The organism is Blautia sp. AM29-29 (genome assembly GCF_003480555.1).
In the GTDB taxonomy this organism is placed as follows: Bacteria; Bacillota; Clostridia; order Lachnospirales; family Lachnospiraceae; genus Fusicatenibacter; species Fusicatenibacter saccharivorans.
In genome coordinates, this window is record NZ_QUJD01000003.1 from 154,175 (window position 1) to 170,249 (window position 16,075).

11 protein-coding genes are annotated in these 16,075 nt (G+C 49.4%); all 11 read right to left on the reverse strand.

Annotation, left to right across the window (positions count from 1 at the left end; all coding sequences use genetic code 11):
- Position 1: 1 nt before the first annotated feature.
- Positions 2 to 2,740, reverse strand: a complete 2,739-nt coding sequence (locus tag DW769_RS03445) for a translation factor GTPase family protein (protein ID WP_118595169.1) — start codon at positions 2,738 to 2,740, stop codon at positions 2 to 4.
- Positions 2,741 to 2,897: 157 nt separating this feature from the next.
- Positions 2,898 to 3,305, reverse strand: a complete 408-nt coding sequence (locus tag DW769_RS16765; RefSeq protein ID WP_243105417.1) for a hypothetical protein — start codon at positions 3,303 to 3,305, stop codon at positions 2,898 to 2,900.
- A 175-nt stretch (positions 3,306 to 3,480) separates the two neighbouring features.
- The gene (locus DW769_RS03460) at positions 3,481 to 5,160 is read right to left on the reverse strand and encodes an FMN-binding protein (RefSeq protein ID WP_022461155.1); all 1,680 of its coding nucleotides are present in this window, start codon (positions 5,158 to 5,160) and stop codon (positions 3,481 to 3,483) included.
- A 254-nt stretch (positions 5,161 to 5,414) separates the two neighbouring features.
- On the reverse strand, positions 5,415 to 6,353 hold the full coding sequence (tsf, locus tag DW769_RS03470) for a translation elongation factor Ts (RefSeq protein WP_022461153.1): 939 nt from the start codon (positions 6,351 to 6,353) through the stop codon (positions 5,415 to 5,417).
- A 120-nt stretch (positions 6,354 to 6,473) separates the two neighbouring features.
- Positions 6,474 to 7,205 carry a 30S ribosomal protein S2 gene (gene rpsB / locus DW769_RS03475; RefSeq protein WP_022461152.1) on the reverse strand — a complete coding sequence of 244 codons (732 nt, stop codon included), beginning with the start codon at positions 7,203 to 7,205 and terminating at the stop codon, positions 6,474 to 6,476.
- A 178-nt stretch (positions 7,206 to 7,383) separates the two neighbouring features.
- On the reverse strand, positions 7,384 to 9,003 hold the full coding sequence (locus DW769_RS17160) for an HAD hydrolase-like protein (RefSeq protein WP_118749963.1): 1,620 nt from the start codon (positions 9,001 to 9,003) through the stop codon (positions 7,384 to 7,386).
- Between the two features lie 90 nt (positions 9,004 to 9,093).
- Positions 9,094 to 10,545: a hypothetical protein gene (locus tag DW769_RS03485; RefSeq protein ID WP_118749964.1), complete on the reverse strand. Its 1,452-nt coding sequence runs from the start codon at positions 10,543 to 10,545 to the stop codon at positions 9,094 to 9,096.
- Positions 10,542 to 12,149 (reverse strand): serine/threonine protein kinase, encoded by a 1,608-nt coding sequence (locus DW769_RS03490; RefSeq protein ID WP_118749965.1) that lies wholly within the window; start codon positions 12,147 to 12,149, stop codon positions 10,542 to 10,544. Before DW769_RS03490 ends, DW769_RS03485 begins: the two co-directional genes overlap by 4 nt.
- A gap of 142 nt (positions 12,150 to 12,291) precedes the next feature.
- A complete protein-coding gene (gene argS / locus DW769_RS03495; RefSeq protein ID WP_022461148.1) occupies positions 12,292 to 14,058 on the reverse strand; it encodes an arginine--tRNA ligase in 1,767 nt (588 codons plus the stop codon).
- A gap of 22 nt (positions 14,059 to 14,080) precedes the next feature.
- Positions 14,081 to 14,548 carry a CBS domain-containing protein gene (locus DW769_RS03500; RefSeq protein ID WP_022461147.1) on the reverse strand — a complete coding sequence of 156 codons (468 nt, stop codon included), beginning with the start codon at positions 14,546 to 14,548 and terminating at the stop codon, positions 14,081 to 14,083.
- 275 nt (positions 14,549 to 14,823) lie between these two features.
- Positions 14,824 to 16,074 (reverse strand): ABC transporter permease, encoded by a 1,251-nt coding sequence (locus DW769_RS03505; protein ID WP_117760814.1) that lies wholly within the window; start codon positions 16,072 to 16,074, stop codon positions 14,824 to 14,826.
- Position 16,075 lies beyond the last annotated feature (1 nt).

The following is a 16,075-nucleotide window of genomic DNA, read 5'->3' on the forward strand; positions in this document are numbered from 1 at the left end:
CTTAAGCCTTTCCTTTGCTCTTTTTACTCTCTTTTTTTCGCTCTTCTTCCAGCTCTTTTAAAAAGTCTCCCAGTTCTCCAGAGGCGTTCTCCAGCAGGTACGACTTCGTTTTCTGTTCTTTCTCCAGATAGTTTTCCCGGATCTGGCCGTTTGTATGTTCAATCTCGGTGCGCAGATCCCGTGCGGAGAGACGATGCGCGCCCGCTCCCATAATGATGATCTGCTCGAGACCGTCCGAGGAAGCCACCGTTACGTTGCCGTTGTGGCCGATCCTGTGAACCGTTTTCTCGATGTACTGGTCAGCCGTCTCCGCCTCTTTCGTATAAACGACATGAATATTATGGTACATGCCGACCTCACCCTGGTTGCCTTTTACTTTGTAGGCATCAAAGACAAGAATCAGCGTCATTTTTTTATATCCCTGATAATTTGACAGGATGTCCATCAGCTTTCCTCTGGCGCTCTCAATATTATACCTCGCCAGCTCATTTAAATCATCCCATGCAAAAATAACGTTATAGCCGTCCACCAGCAGATATTCCTCCTGCGGCTCCTTCGGGCGGTTTGATTTTGCATATTTGGGATCCCCGATGCCGGATGACGAGGTGACCGGACGTGTCCGCCGCTCGAAACCGGCGCGCTTCCGCTCCACTTTGCCGTATGTCCTCGTAAAGATTTCTTCCAGCTCCTTTGCCTCCTGCAGGGAAGCTGCCATCGGCACGCGGTCGGATGCTTTTTTTGCTTTCTGCACAGAGGATACTCCGCCGCTCCGGTCTGCCGCAGATTCGGCTGAATCGCTTTCTTCTTCCGGATTTTCCAGCGTGTATTCCAGATGCATATGGTCTTCCACTTCATTCCATGGAACGACAAAGCCTGCCCCGTTGGCACAGAACACAGAACCCGTCGGATTTTCCACATCCGCCTCGGAATCGTAGCCGATGGAGGCAATCACTTCCTCCTCGTTGTGACACGGCTCATATCCTTTTAAGGTACAGAACACTCTTCCGCGTCCCCGGCTGTAAGCAGTTACTTCTTTCTGATAATCCCGCATCGTCACAACCGGTGCGGTTCCGGTAATCACTGTCATATCGCCTTCCATTTCCGGCGGTTCAAAGCTGCCGTACATCCGCTGGATATCGTTCAGCGCCCGTCCCGTCGATTCCGACGGAATTTCCAGACGGAACGCATAGACCGGCTCCAGCAGAACGGATTCTGCTTTTTTCAGCCCCTGCCGCACCGCACGGTACGTCGCCTGGCGGAAGTCGCCGCCCTCGGTGTGCTTAATGTGCGCACGGCCCTTGACCAGCGTGATTTTCATATCAGTAATCTCCGACCCGGTCAGCACGCCGGGATGCTTCCGCTCCAGCAGATGTGTGAGGATCAGACGCTGCCAGTTGCGGTCCAGGGTGTCCTCGCTGCAGACGGTTCCAATCTGCAGTCCGCTGCCCGGTTCTGCCGGCTCCAGTAGCAAATGAACTTCCGCATAATGGCGCAGCGGCTCGAAATGGCCGACACCCTCCACGGTACTGCGGATCGTCTCTTTGTATACAATATTTCCGGCTCCGAATTCCACCCATTCGCCGAAACGCTCGTGGATCAGACTCTTTAAGATCTCGATCTGCACCTCACCCATGACCTGCGCATGGATTTCCGCGAGGCGCTCATTCCAGACAATGTGGAGCTCCGGGATTTCTTCTTCTAACTGGCGCAGTTTTCCAAGCATCTGATGGACATCGCAGTCCGGCGGAAGCTCGATGCGGTACGTCAGCACCGGCTCCAGCACCGGTTTTTCCGCCTCGGTTTCGTTGCCGATGCCCTGACCGGAGAAAGTGCTGTTCAGTCCCGTTACGGCACAGATCGTCCCCGCCGGTGCTTCCTGTACCATCGTATAGCCCGCACCGGAATAAATACGGATCTGGTCTGCCTTTTCTTCGCCGAGCATCTGCTTCACCTTCAGCACGCCGCCCGTGATTTTCAGATGCGTCAGACGGTTTCCTGCCGTGTCCCTTGAAATCTTAAAAACGCGCGCGCCAAAATCCCCGCCGTACTCCGGCGTTTTTGTAAACCGGTCCAGAATTTTCAGAAATTCCGTCACGCCCTCCATCTTGAGTGCAGAGCCAAAGCAGCACGGAAAAACCTTCCGCTCTGCGATCATCGTGCGGATCTGGTCTTCTTCCACGCTTCCCGTTTCCAGATACTGCTCCAGCACGTCCTCATCACACATGGCGAGTTCTTCCAGCAATTCTGCGTTCTGGAGATCCTGCGAGAAATTCAGGCAGTGCTCTGAGAGACGGCTCTGCAGTTCTTCCAGCAGTTTTTCCGCATCCGTGCCTGGCTGATCCATCTTGTTGATAAAGAGAAAGACCGGGATCTCATACCGCGCGAGCAGCCGCCACAGGGTTTCCACATGCCCCTGCACGCCGTCCGCACCGCTGATCAGAAGAACCGCATAGTCCATGACCTGTAAAGTGCGCTCCATCTCCGCCGAGAAATCCACATGGCCCGGCGTGTCAAGGAGTGTGACCTCCGTCTCGTTCAGCTTCAGCACGGCCTGTTTGGAAAAGATCGTGATGCCCCTTGCTTTTTCCAGTTCCTCCGTGTCCAGAAAGGCGTCCTTGTGATCCACTCTTCCGGCTTTCCGGATCTGGCCTGTTTTATATAAAATTCCCTCTGCCAGCGTCGTCTTTCCCGCATCGACATGCGCTAAAATGCCTACCGCCAGTTTTTTGGTTTTTTCCATTTTGTTTCATCCTGTCTGTATGATTCATATTTTTCAGGCCCCCTCATCCCCTGCGGCCCGACTCACTGCTTATTGTACCACAAAACCTCTCATTGCGGAACCCCGGAGTGAAACGCAAAAAATCTCAAAGCGGATTTCTCTCCTGCTTTGAGATTTTTTATGCTATGTTCTGTTTTATCTCTCCCCCGCCATCGGCTGCCGATCTGCAATTTTCAGGAAAACAAATCCCAGTGCAAATAAAATCGCCAGGCATGCAACCGCCACGTTGATCGTTCCGCCTGCCAGTTTTACAGCTGCAATAACTGCAGAACCGAGGAACGATGGTTACTCTGTCTTCCAACGTCATATCCGTTTCTTTTAAAAGTTCATTTGCAAGAAGTGTACCGTACTCTGCATGATGGGCAACCTGCATACAGTGTTTCTGCGAATGATCCGTATATCCCAGCTGTCCCAGGTTTTCGTTTCCTTTTTCAGATATGCGCTGCATCCATTCCAGACTCCAGCCTAACCGCTGTATTTTTGCTGTTCCTGCCATTTCTTTCAGAATATTTTTTACTACAATCACGATTGTAGCACATTTGTATTTTAACTGCTATCCTGTTCCTATAAGGTCTATATCAAATGATTGTTAAATTTTTTATATTTTTGATGCAGTCGGGCGGGGTTCTGTTACAGCAGAAAAGCACTGCAAATACAGATGGATGTATTTACAGTGCTTATTTTGAGATTATTTTTGTTTTTTAATTCTGTGCGTCTTCGTATTCTTTTACTTTTTCTTCATACTGCTCCTGGCTCTCGATCGTATGTTTTACAATATGACCGTGCTCTTTCTGCTTATGTGCCAGATCCCGGCCAGGACGCGGTGCATATTCGTCTTCCGGGATTTCGAGTGCATTGGCGGTGGCGTGAATGATACCGTTGCTGCTGTAGGTGGCACCGCTCAAGGCGTCGATGTTAAGGCTCTGTTCTTCTTTCATCTGCCCTATCACGTAAGGCGCTGCACGGAAAAAGTATTCCTCGGTGTCGCAGTAGGAAAGGATGGAGATGTCGGTCACTTTCTGGTTTTCTACCGTTACCTGCACTTCGACATCCCCGCGGAAGGCATCGGCGGTACCCGTGCAGATGCCGTCTTTCAGGTCGTGGAAACGGCCGGCGTCCAGGAATGCCTGTTTTTCTTCCGTTGTATCCGTCGATTCAGATGCTGTATTTTCCTGTACAGTATTCTCATCTCCGGCGGCTTCTTTTAACGCATTTTGAGTGGCCTCAATCAACCCTTTACTGCTATAGGTGGCGCCGGAAACGGTATCTATCTCCTCGGCACTCTGTTTTTTCATGATTTCCGAAAAGATTCCTGACTTTGCTCTGTCCAGATATGTCTGATCATCCTCGGCGTTCTCTATCGTCAGTCCGGTTATCGTTCCCTGTTCCACTTTTACGGAAACGGTCACGGTTCCGCGGTAGCCTTCTCCACTTCCGGAATAAGTGCCGTCCTGGAATCTGCTGTCCAGATTCTGTTCTGCCGTATCAATGGCCGCATCACCTGCTGTCTTACCAACGGAACCGCTCTCGCTCCGGATCAGGAACTGTGACGCTGCAATCGTAAGGCAGGTCACCCCGACACCGATCCACACGCTGTATCGGTACTTCCAGTGTGCATTGTTCTTCAGACATCCGTTTATACATACCCCGCATCCAATACACTCGCCGCCTGCCGTCTGCTCTTTTTCTGTCAGATCAATTCCCATGGTACATTTTGCAGTACAGAGACGGCAGCTTCCGCATTTGCTCCGCGGTTTTACAATTTTTAACAGCGTACATCTGGAAATCAGGCTGTAGATGGCTCCCATGGGACAGAGATACCGGCAGAAAAAGCGCTGGATTAAGACGGATCCGACGAAAATCACCAGAATCAGCGCACCGCCAATCGAAAACATCGGCTTCACGCCCGGCCAGTGTCCGATAGAACTGTACTGTCCAAACACCTGCCACGGCCCTGCGATGTTCCATTTTATCATACCGCTCCATACGAAGACTGCCCAGAACAGGAGCACACCATATTTGATCCAGCCTGTTGGAACATTTCTTCCACTCTTCTTTGAATTTGAATGCAGGTTTTTCGCACCTGCTTTTCGAAACCGCTTTTTCAGCTTATTTCCTGCAAACCACAGAAAATCCTGCACAGCCCCGAAGCTGCAGAAATATCCGCAGAAAAACCGTCCCACAATAATCACCGCCGGAACCGTCGCCAGCACCATCCATACCGAATACCTGATCCGTTCCCACGAAACCGTCCCCTGATAAACTGCGGAAATAATCGTCCCAACCGCAGAAAACTGCGCCTCAAACAAGCCCGGGATCAGCAGGAAAGAAAGGATCTGAATCACTGCTTTCGGCCAGTTTCTTTTGTCTTGTTTTTTCAAATTTGTTCCTCTTTTCTTATGTTTAACGTTTCATCTCCATTACCGGACCATTCGATTTATGTTCCTGGATTAATTCACAAATCTCCGAAAGATTCATTGCCGAGAAATCTCCGGGGACGGTATCCTTCAGGGCACTTACTGCATTTCCGATGGATACTGCCTGTGACAGTAAAAAACCCTCATAAATCGTGTATTTTCTGCACATTTATGAGGGTTTTATATTTTTGCGTTATTTTTACAAATTCACAGTTGAATTATGCGTTCATCTGTTTAGCAACTTCCTCAGCAAAGTTCTCTTCTTTCTTCTCGATTCCTTCACCGGTCTCGAAACGAACGAAGCCTTTTACTGCTACGGTTGCGTTGTTTGCTTTTGCAACCTGTGCTACGTACTGAGCTACGGACTGTTTTCCGTCTTCTGCTTTTACGTATACCTGATCAAGCAGGCAGATCTCTTTGAGCTCTTTGTTGATACGGCCCTGGATCATTCCCTGGATAACTTTTTCCGGTTTCTGGGACTCTTTCGGGTCGTTCTGAATCTGAGCCATGAGGATTTCTTTCTCATGTGCGATATAATCAGCGCTTACTTCGTCGCGGTTTGTGTACTGCGGACGAAGAGCTGCAATCTGCATTGCAACGTTTTTAGCCATCTCTTTGAGGTCATCGTTTACAACATCTGTCTCAACGTCAACCAGAACACCGATTTTACCGCCCATATGAGTATAAGAAGCAACGAAACCGTTCTCCTCTTTTACCTGCTGGAAACGACGGATGTTCATGTTCTCGCCGATGGTAGCGATCTGATGAGCCAGCTCTTCGCCAACGGTCTCGTTGGTATCGAATTTCCAAGGCTCTGCCAGGAATCCTTCTACGTCTGCTGCAGTTGTATCCATAGCCTGCTCTGCAACCTGTGCTACATAGCCACGGAATTTCTCGTTCTTTGCAACGAAGTCTGTCTCAGCGTTTACTTCTACAGCGACAGCTTTCTTTCCATCCTCGGATACGTTCAGCATAACGATACCCTCAGCTGCGATTCTGCCAGCTTTTTTCTGAGCAGTAGCAAGTCCTTTTTCTCTCAGGAACTCCATTGCTTTGTCCATATCACCTTCGGTAGCTGTAAGAGCTTTCTTGCAGTCCATCATACCAGCACCGCTTACTTCTCTTAACTCTTTTACCATTGCTGCTGTAATAGCCATTGTTTTATTCCTCCGTATACGTGATTCAGCAGACTGCATCTTCATGCCGGTCTGCTATTGTGAGATTCGCCGAAGGGAACCTGAATTTCAAGTTCCCCCCAGTTCATTACTTCGCGTAAATTATTCAGCGTCTGTCTCTGCTGCTTCTTCGTATGCAGCTTCCTCAGCCTCGCCCTGTTTTGCCTCGATAACTGCGTCTGCCATTTTAGAAACGATCAGTTTTACGGCACGGATAGCGTCGTCATTACCCGGAATTACATAGTCAAGCTCTTCCGGATCGCAGTTGGTATCGCAGATACCGATCAGCGGAATTCCCAGTGTATGAGCTTCCTGTACGCAGATTCTCTCTTTTTTCGGATCTACTACGAAGATAGCGTCCGGCAGTCTCTTCATTTCTTTGATACCGCCAAGGTTTTTCTGCAGTTTTGCAAGCTCTTTCTTTAACTCAATGACTTCTTTTTTCGGAAGAACTTCGAAGGTGCCATCCTGCTCCATGGTCTCGATTGCTTTCAGTCTTGCAATACGGCTCTGGATGGTTTTGAAGTTGGTCAGCATACCGCCGAGCCATCTCTCGTTTACATAGTACATTCCGCAGCGCTCTGCCTCAACAGCGATAGCGTCCTGAGCCTGTTTTTTGGTTCCTACGAAAAGGATTGTGCCGCCGTCTGCTGCGATGTCTGCAACAGCTTTGTATGCGTCATCTACCATTCCTACAGATTTCTGCAGGTCGATGATGTAGATACCATTACGCTCTGTGTAGATGTACGGAGCCATTTTAGGATTCCATCTTCTTGTCTGATGTCCGAAATGAACACCGGCTTCCAGTAACTGTTTCATTGAAATTACGCTCATTGTTTTATCTCCTTATGGTTTTATTCTTCCCCATGTTTTTTCACCTTGGAACCTGTTTTTCAAAAAACAGGCACCATCCTTGGTACCGCATGGGTGCTTATTGTGCAACAGTAAGATTGTATCACAGAGTTTTTTTCATGACAAGCATTTTTTTCGCGGATTCTGCGGTTTTTTTCTGTTATTTTTGTGTTTTTCCCTGTTTATCCTTTAAAAACAGATACCAGAACGTTCCGGCGCAGATTACCGCTTCCAAAAAGATGAACATCCATGCACCTGCCGGCGCTTTTTGGGTCATCCAGGATACGAACTGGCTCCGGTAAAGTCCCCAGATATTTTCTGCCATGTGCGCAAGAACCGGGGCAAGGAGTGTTCCGCACCGCTCATAAATAAGGATCAGAAGCACACTTACCACGGCTGCATAGACAAACTGCGTCACATTGCCGTGATATGCACCGAACAGCAGACATGATGCTGCGATGCCCCAGCCGGTTCCCCAGAAATCTTTTGCCCTGCGGTAAATCATGCCGCGGAAAACAATTTCCTCTGCGGCCGCGCTCAGCACACCGACGGACAGGATCAGAAGCAGCGGGTTCTGTCCTTCATAAATCTTTGATGCCATGTCCTGATAGCCGGAAAAGATTCTGGTAAAGCCGGTCACGTTCATTACAGTATTCAGGAGATGGCCGAAGGTCATAACCAGCAGAATACAGGCGGCTGCCTCTGCCGCACTCCACCGTTTTTCCGGTTTCGGGAACATGCCTTCATCTTTTTTGTACTGTTTCCAGAGAACCGGGATCGCCGCCAGACTGCCGATTGCTGATGCAAGAACGGATGTCGCGTGCATACGCTCTTCCAGATAACCGCCGGTCGTAAACGTCATCAGGATCAGCGCCAGAAGTACGGTTGCTCCGATCAGAAACAGTTCGTACGTCAGAAGCGGTTTTAAAAGACGCCATAGCTTCCGCTGGATAGGAATTACGATTTCCTCCGTTTTTGGCTCTGTTTTCGCTGTCCTTTTTTCTTTTACATTCTCTGCTTTTTTCTCTTTCGGCGCAAAGATTCCTGTTCCACTTTCTCCTCTTGTCAGCCACGGGATACGCTCCGGCTTCATTTTTTTGATGCGGTCGCGTCTTTTCTTCTCTTCTTTCGGATCCTCCGCCAGCAGTTTCAGTTCTTCCGGTGTATCACATACCTTTGCGGCACCTGCTGCCTCGAGTTCTTCTCTTCCGCCGTACCCATACGATACGCCGACACAGAGCAGTCCGTTTTCTCTTGCCCCGATTACGTCATAGCTTCTGTCACCAACCATCACCACGTCGGAACGGCTGTCTTCTGCTCCGAGTCGGCGCAGCGTCTCTGCGATGACTTCTCCTTTGTCGGTTCTGGTTTCGTTCATTTCTGAACCGGTTACTACGGTAAAATACTTTCTGATTTCGAAATGCTCCAGGATCTGCTCCACGTATTTTTCCGGTTTGGACGATGCTACCGCCAGAATTTTTCCCTTCTCTTTCAGATACGCCAGAACCTCCGGGATTCCCTCGTATACTTCATTTTCAAAAATGCCCTCTGCCTCGTACCGCTCCCGGTATTTTGTGATGGCCTGCTGTGCTTCTTCGCAGCCAAGGCCTGCAAAATTCATGAAAGATTCCAGAAGCGGCGGCCCCACGTAACAGTTCAGTTTTTCCAGATCCGGCTCTTCGATGCCAAAGGATGCCAGCGCATACTGTACGCATCTTGTAATTCCAGGACCGGAATCGGTCAGGGTTCCGTCCAGATCAAATAATATCATATCTGACATACTCTTATTTCCTCTTTTACTTTTTTATCGTATGACATGTCTTTTATTCTAGCATATCGAAATTAGAAATACAAACAAAACCGGATCAGGCTATTTTCTGCAGAGTGCACGCAGATAGCGGGTGGTCTGATTCTGAATTTCGGCAATGGCACGAATCAGGTTCCAGAGGCGCCTCAGGGACTGCCAGAGGCGGATTCCTTTTGGTTTCTGGCTGGTTCTTTGGCTGACAAGTGTGGAAGTTTTTGGTTTCACGTTGACTTCCCACGGTTTCATGGTTCGTACAATGCCGTCTGCGCCACGCACTTTTACAGTGATGCGGTTGTAGCCTTCGGAAAGGCTCTCGGCTTTCAGACAGATTTTGTTTTCTTTCCATTCGTATTCGGCTTCGAAGCCATTTACCATGCAGGAAAGAATTTCAGCCGTGTCGGCGGCTCCCTCGAGCAGAATTTCCGGGGTATAACCGGGATCTATTTCGACGCTGGTGTCGGCCGGGCGGATAATCAGGGGGTTCGGCGCTTCGAAATCTTCGTCTGCTATCTGTGATAATATGAAATCGGCGATGATCTGCGGCGGTATTTGAGATGGCTCCTCCCCGGCACTCTCAGATGGAGTTTCGGCAGGCGGAGGACTGCTTTCTTCTGTTTGTAGCGGAGTATCATCTGGATCTTGGGTCACCTCCTCGGGCGTGGCTGCAGCAACGGGCAGCTGTTCGTCTGTTTTGAGTTCTTCTTTCTCCGGAGACGATTGCCCGGGCTCCGTTTGTTCCTGCTTTTCTGTGTTTGACTTTCCGGCATCTGGCATTACGGTAGGCTCCTCTTTTTCTGGTGCTTTTGTTTCCGAGGTTTGATTTTCTGACTCTTTTTCGGTTGACGGAGATTCCTGCTTCGTTTCTTCCATATCAGGCTTTTCCGGTTCCGGATCTTCTGGCATCAAATTTTCCGTTCCGGATTTTTCTGAACCTGCATCTTCATAATCTGGTTTTTCTGTGTCCATTTCTCCAAAATCCGTTCTCTCCGAATCTGACTCTTCTGTCTCTGATTCTTTTGTATCTGTTTCTTCACATCCTTCCTCTGATTCCGATTCCCCGGAACCCATATCTCCTGCCTCCGGCAATTCTTCTGGCTTCCCCGATTCTGAATCTTCCGAAATTTCTTCCTCCTCTTCTTCCCACCTTTCCGCTGGTTCTTTCTCCGGATCCGGAATTACCGTCGGGGGAAGCATTTTTTCTTCTCCTTCTTTCTCTTTCTCTTTCTTTCCGGTCTCTGCCGAATCTGTTTTCTCTTCCGGCGGCTCTGGTTCCTTCTCTGGTTTCTCTTCTATAGGCGGTTCTTCTTCTGACTTTTCGTCCGGCAGCAGTTCCTCCGGTCCGGCTTTCCCGTCTGCATCTGTCACATCACTGTTCTCGATGATTTCAGCTTCTAATTCCACGCTTTCCACCGCACTTGCGGCCTCGCCTGTCGTCTGCTGTGTCTCCGCGTGGACTTCGATTCCCTGGACGGCCAGGAATCCTGTCATCATTGCGCATATGGTCTTTTTTCTCATCCTGCTTCCTCCCATCTTTTTCTGATCTGCTGATAAAAAATGTCCTCCTCCATTCCCAGAATTTCTGCTGCCTCGTTGAGGTACTGCTCTGCTTTTTCCTGCATGTCGAACTGAAGTGCCAGCTCTGCGGCCCTGAGCAGATTTTTCCGCCGGTTTCCATCCTGTCTGCTGCACAGAAGCCGTTCGTAATAGAGAAAGCTCTCCTGGCACCAGTCCTGTTCTCTTTCCCCATCCCCGGATTTTCCGCCAAGATAGCACGCATCCGCCAGTCTCTGCCAGATAACCGCCTCCCACTGCCCCTCCATATTCTCGCCTGCGGCCTTTTCCAGCACTTCGATTCCTTTCCGCATGGCGTCTATGTCATTTTCACGCGCCAGTTCTTCGGAAAAACTGAAATACATTCCTGCAACAGCAAGATATCTGCGGCAGCGTTTTTCTTTTTCCGGCTCCTGCTGCGTGTCATCATAAAATTCAGCCAGCAATGGCGCCATCTGCATTTTTTCCCTTGCCGCATCATCCGCCAGACAGTATTCCACAAGTTCCTGCTCCACACGCCCCGCCTGACTGAGATGGTCTGCCTTTAAGAACGCTTCCCGCGCTTTCTGGTAGTTCGGCAGACTGCCTTCTTCCACCGGATTTCCGCAGAACCAGAGATCTCCCTGCTCCTCCCATTCGTCTGCCGCCGGAAACTGCCCCCATGGCATCCTGCTGGCAACTGCAGCCGCTCCTCCTGTCAGAAAAGCAAAAACTGCAAAGATCCGCAGAGTCTTCCTGCCTTTTTGCTTTCTTTCCAGCCGCCGCAGTGCCTTTTTGACTTCTCCGGCAGACGCATACCGTTCCTCCGGCTTTTTCTGCATACACTTTTCCATCACCCGCCAGAGTCCTCTTTTCTGCCGCTTTTTCGCATGCTTCGCCATTGCCGCAAGCAGTGCGCCGAGTGCATAAAGATCAGAACGGGCGTCACACTTCCCGTCATACTGCTCCGGCGCTGCATAACCGCGGGTTCCATAACGGACTTCCACACCCGTTTCTTCTGTTCCGGCTGCACCGAAATCCACAAGGTATATTTCACCACACTCTGTTATCATCACGTTGTCCGGCTTCAGATCCCGGTAGAAAACCGGCGGGTTCTGTGCATGGAGATAACAGAGAATCCCGCTCAGGGCAATTCCCGTTTTCAGAATTTCCCGGCTGGAAAACCGTTCTCCCTTACGCATACGCTGTCCGATAGATTTTCCGTTTACAGCTTCCATCACCAGAAAGCTTTTTGTCCCACTTTCCAGAAGTTCCACCGCACAGGGAATCCCGGGATATGAAAACTTCTGTAAAAGAAACGCTTCCCGGCGCAGTTTTTTCCTGTCACATATACTTACCTTGACTGCATACCGCTTTCCGGATCCAGTTTTCTCTGCAAGATAAACGACAGACGTTGCCCCTCTTCCGAGCACTGACAGCAGGCGATACTTCCCTCCCGGAAGTTCTACTTTTCCAATGATCCCGCCTCCTCTTTTTACGTCAAAGTGTTTGTCAGTCCGATATTCTGTTTTTGTACATGGATATAAATTGAGCCGAATGGCTCTTCGATAGAGTAATATAGAATCGATTTTTCAGGACGAATGTCCAAGCGGATGAAAAATCGTGATGTAAGTATAACACAACAGCCGCCGTTTCCGCAAGAACTACAGAAGCCGACGGCTGCCAAAAAAATCGCCTGTTTTTTATCTATTTTTTCCCTCTTGACGAATCTTACATCCGTTCCGGTGCCGAGAATCCCAGCAGGTCGATGCAGGTCTCAAGTACCTCGCGGACAAGATCCAGCAGTGCCAGGTAAGATGCTTTTCTTGCCTCATCCTGCTCACTTAAGATCTTGGTCTCGTGGTAGAAATGGTTGAACTCGTTTGCAAGCTCGTAGATATAAGCACAGATCTTATGCGGTGCTTTCTCCTCGAATGCGTTCTCCACAACGCCGTTGAAACGGGATACGGAAAGCATCAGAGCTTTCTCGCTGTCGCTCTTCGGTGCCAGAAGTGCGCCTTTCTTCAGTTCATTTCCCTCTTCTTTATATTTTCCGAGGATGGATTTTGTACGAACGATCGTGTACAGGATGTACGGACCGGTGTTTCCCTCGAAGGAAGTAAATCTCTCAACATCGAATACATAATCTTTCGATGCCTGGTTGGACAGGTCACCGTATTTAATAGCAGACAGTCCGACAATCTGTGCCGTTCCTCTTGCATCCGTATCTTTTACGCTGCGGTTCTCCACGATCTTCTGATACATCTCATCGTTGATCTCGCCGATCAGACGCTCCAGACGCATAACGCCGCCCTCACGGGTCTTGAACGGTTTTCCGTCTTTTCCGTTCATGGTACCAAAGCCGATAAAGGAAAGAACGGTATCATCATTCACCAGTTTTGCTTTTCTTGCACAGCGGAAACACTGTACGAAGTGAAGCTCCTGACGTTTGTCTGCCAGATAGCAGATCTCGTCCGGCTTGTACAGTTTCATACGCTGGATGATGGTTGCCAGGTCTGTCGTATCATACAGAGCTGCCCCATCGGATTTTAAGATCATGCACGGCGGGATCTCTTTTGTGTCTGTCTCTTCTTTGACATCAACAACGAGTGCGCCCTGGTCATAATGTGCATAACCATTGTCTTTCAGGTAATCTACCATGTCTGGAATGTACTCCTGTGCATCGGACTCACCCATCCACAGATCGAAATGAACGTCGAGGTTTCCATAGTTCTTTTTCAGATCGGCAACAGAAACGTTCATAATGTGTTTCCAGATCGCACGATATCCTCTTCTGCCCTGCTGCAGCTCTCTCGTTGCCTCGAGTGCACGTTTCTTATAGTCCTCGTCCTCTTTCGATTTGCCGCTTGCGCAAGGATAAATCTCCTCGAGCTCGCTGATCGTAAACGGTGCTTCCTCCGGGTACTCTCCCGTAAAGGACTCATCAAAATAAACAAGCTCCGGATGGCGCTCCTGCAGCTCGGTGATGATCAGTCCCATCTGCAGACCCCAGTCTCCAAGATGAACGTCACCGATCATGTTGTGGCCCATGAAGCGTCCCATACGCTTAATGCTTTCCCCGATGATCGCGGAACGGAGATGGCCGACGTGAAGCGGTTTTGCCACGTTTGCTCCGCCGTAATCTACGATGATGGTTTTCGGATTTTTTGCTTTCTCTACAGAAAGATCTTCGTCGTTCTGCATTTTGGAAAGATAATCTGCCAGAAATTCCGGGTTGATTTTCAGGTTGATGAATCCCGGTTTTACGGCTTCAATTTCACCGATCACGCTGTGATCGGTCACTTTTTCTACAACTGCTTCAGCCAGCTGGATCGGTGCTTTGTGGTATGCTTTTGCAGCTGCCATTGCGCCGTTGCACTGGTATTCGCACAGATCCGGGCGGTTGGAAACGGAAACCCTTGCATAGGACGGGTCCATCTCCGCAGCGGTAAAGGCTTTTACCAGCTCTTCCTGGATAAGATCGATCAGTTTTTTCATAATGTTTCCCTCAATTTCTTCTTTACTGCAGAATCATCTGTTCTGCGTTTTGTTTCCGCGCGCTGCGCCGGGCTTCTTCCTCTTCTTTGATGCCGCTTTTCTGATAACAGTACTGGATGATATCTCTTCTTCGGATGATGCCGATGAAGATTCCCTCGTCATCCACAACTGGAACGAAATTCTGCCGCATGGACATCTCGATCAGGTCCTCGATGTTGCTGTTGATGTTGACGGACTCATAATTCCACCGTTTTGGAACCTGCCAGAGCGGGATATCCTCTGCTTCATGGTAATTCAGCAGATACCGTTCTTTTATGATGCGGAGCAGATCTCCTTCCGTCAGTGTTCCCACGTAGCAGCCCTTTTTGTTCAGTACCGGAACCGCCGTGTATTTATGATATTCGATCTTCTCGATGGCCTGCCGAAGTGAGCAGTCGTCATACAGATAAGCCGTTTCACTTTTCGGTGTGATAAAAAACAAAATATTCATTCGCGTATACTCCTTTTCGTTGGTCATACTCTTGTTTGATTATACCATAAACGAATGTGAAATGTCTTTGAATCTTTCTTATATTTTCATAAACATACCGAATCCGAAACTCGAATGCCTCTTTGCTGCGCCGCAAATTGCGCTTATTTTCCAGTATAACCGACTTTCCGCAAAAAGTAAAGATCTTAAGTTTCATCCGCACACGCCGCACAAAAAATCCGCACGGATCCAGCACCTACGCTGTACCCGCACGGATTTTTCAACTCTTTTTTGTTCTATTCTCTTCGCAGCGCATCGATCGGATTCAGGTTCGCTGCTTTTACCGACGGCAGCAGTCCGAATACGATACCGATCACCATGGAGAAGACCACGGAGAAAATGATTGCCGGAATACTGATCGCCACAGGCGTCTGCGATACCCTCGAAATCACCTGTGCCATGATAATGCCGCCCAGCACGCCGAGCAGTCCGCCGATGCTGGTGAGCACCGCCGCCTCGGTCAGGAACTGGAACAGAATTCTGCGTTTTCTTGCTCCGATCGCCTTTTTCAGGCCGATCTCGCTTGTACGTTCCGTTACAGATACCAGCATAATATTCATAACACCGATACCGCCGACCAGAAGCGAAATGCTCGCGATCCAGATCAGCTGCTGGTTCGTGCTCTGGCCTAACTCCTGCAGACTCTTTGCTTTCTCCAGCAGATCCTCTGCCTGATAGGAAAGAGAATCAGTTGTATTGGTCACGGATTCGTTCATGATATCCGCTGTTGTCTTTCCCACCGTGCTCATATCCTCGGTCGTTTTTGCCATCACAACGGCATTTTCCGGTTCATCATACTGGAATACGATCGGCCAGCAGACATCCGGCATCAGCACCAGCGGATAGGATTCCTGATTGTACGTATAGTAGTCATCTCTGGAATTGATGACCGGCTGGAACGAATCGGCTTTTTTGATCACGCCGATCACCGTGAACGGCTCTCCCATGATCTCGATCGTTTTGCCGACCGGCGACTCATCCGGGAAGAGTGTCAGCACTGCGGTATCGTCGAGGAGGACAACTTTGTGGGTCTTCGAGAAATCGCTCTCCACAAAGCCGCGTCCCTGATAAATCTGATATCCGCACGTCGACAGATAATTTTCATCCACTCCAAGCGCCTTCGCACTGTCCAGTGTTGTGTTTCCTTTTGCGATGCCGCTCACATACGTTCTTTCGGTGTAAAACGATGCATTTTCCACCTGATCCTGCTCGCGGATCCGCTTTTTCTGATCACCGGACAGTTTCGACACGCCGCTTGGCAGTCCGTTGTCCATCCAGTAATCACCGTCGCCCTGCTTTAAGCTGACGGTCACGTTGTTGTTTCCAGCTCCGATCAGGTTCTGTTTGATCTGCTCATTCGTTCCCTTGATCGTGGAGACAATTGAGATGATCGACGCAATTCCGATGATAATACCCAGCATCGTCAGGAAGGAACGCATTTTGTGTGACCAGATTCCCTGAAAGGAAAGTCTTACATTTTCTAACATA